The sequence below is a fragment of the Bacillus sp. SIMBA_005 genome, from assembly GCF_046535585.1.
Lineage (GTDB): Bacteria > Bacillota > Bacilli > Bacillales > Bacillaceae > Bacillus > Bacillus pumilus.
In genome coordinates, this window is the sequence record NZ_JAWRWI010000411.1 from 1 (window position 1) to 271 (window position 271).

Below are 271 nucleotides of genomic sequence, written 5' to 3' on the forward strand. Positions count from 1 at the left end.
TTCCTTGACCGCGGCCTGGCCTTCCTCGAACGCGGCGATGCCGGAGATCGCGGAGTCGGCGAGGTCCGCCTTGACGCTGGCTTTGCCGAGCTTGAGCTCGTCGGCGGCGACGGCGGACGCGCTCTTGACCGCGCTGGTCGCGTCACGCGCGGCCTGCGCGAGGTGCGAGCCGGCTTCGTTGAGGTTGGTCTTTACCGCATCGGTCGAGGTGGGGGTCATCGTCGTTCTCCAGAGAGTGGCGCGAGCCGCGCGAGAGGTGCGCGGCGTGGTG

The 271-nt window shown here is 70.1% G+C and carries 1 protein-coding gene; it reads right to left on the reverse strand.

The window, feature by feature from the left end; genetic code table 11:
* A partial coding sequence (locus tag SB660_RS20670; RefSeq protein WP_410584220.1) for a hypothetical protein occupies nt 1–219 on the reverse strand: 219 nt, incomplete at its 3' end.
* Nucleotides 220–271: the final 52 nt, after the last annotated feature.